We start from the raw sequence: 421 nt of genomic DNA on the forward strand, positions 1-421 counted from the left end.
GCAAAGTAATGCCGGCGCTTTGTCTGTAGTGAGAACCGTAGGTTCTCCAAAATGTTTTACTAATCTTTTCATGAAGGCATAGGCAGCCTGATGATCCCGTTTTTTACGAAGTTGAATATCCAATGTGTGTCCATCTTTATTAATTGTACGATAGAGATAACACCACTCGCCCTTAACTTTGATATAAGTCTCATCCAAATGCCAGGATAAGCGTGCAGATTTATTTTTCACTTTCCAAATTTGATAGATGAGATTGCCATATTCATGAACCCAGCGCATGATGGTTGTTGGGTGAACTGAAATACCACGTTCTTTCAGGATTTCAGATACATCGCGATAACTTAAAGAAAAACGACAGTAGTAGCCGACAGCTACTAAAATAATATCTTTCTTGAACTGTTTCCCTTTAAAATATCGCATT

The 421-nt window shown here is 38.0% G+C and carries 1 protein-coding gene; it reads right to left on the reverse strand.

The features are described 5' to 3' along the window. The coding region (locus KFD70_RS29265; protein ID WP_431613553.1) for an IS6 family transposase at nt 1–420 on the reverse strand (420 nt) is incomplete at its 3' end. Between the last annotated feature and the right edge of the window lies 1 nt (nt 421).

It is taken from the genome of Bacillus pfraonensis, assembly GCF_050768835.1.
Lineage (GTDB): Bacteria > Bacillota > Bacilli > Bacillales > Bacillaceae_G > Bacillus_A > Bacillus_A pfraonensis.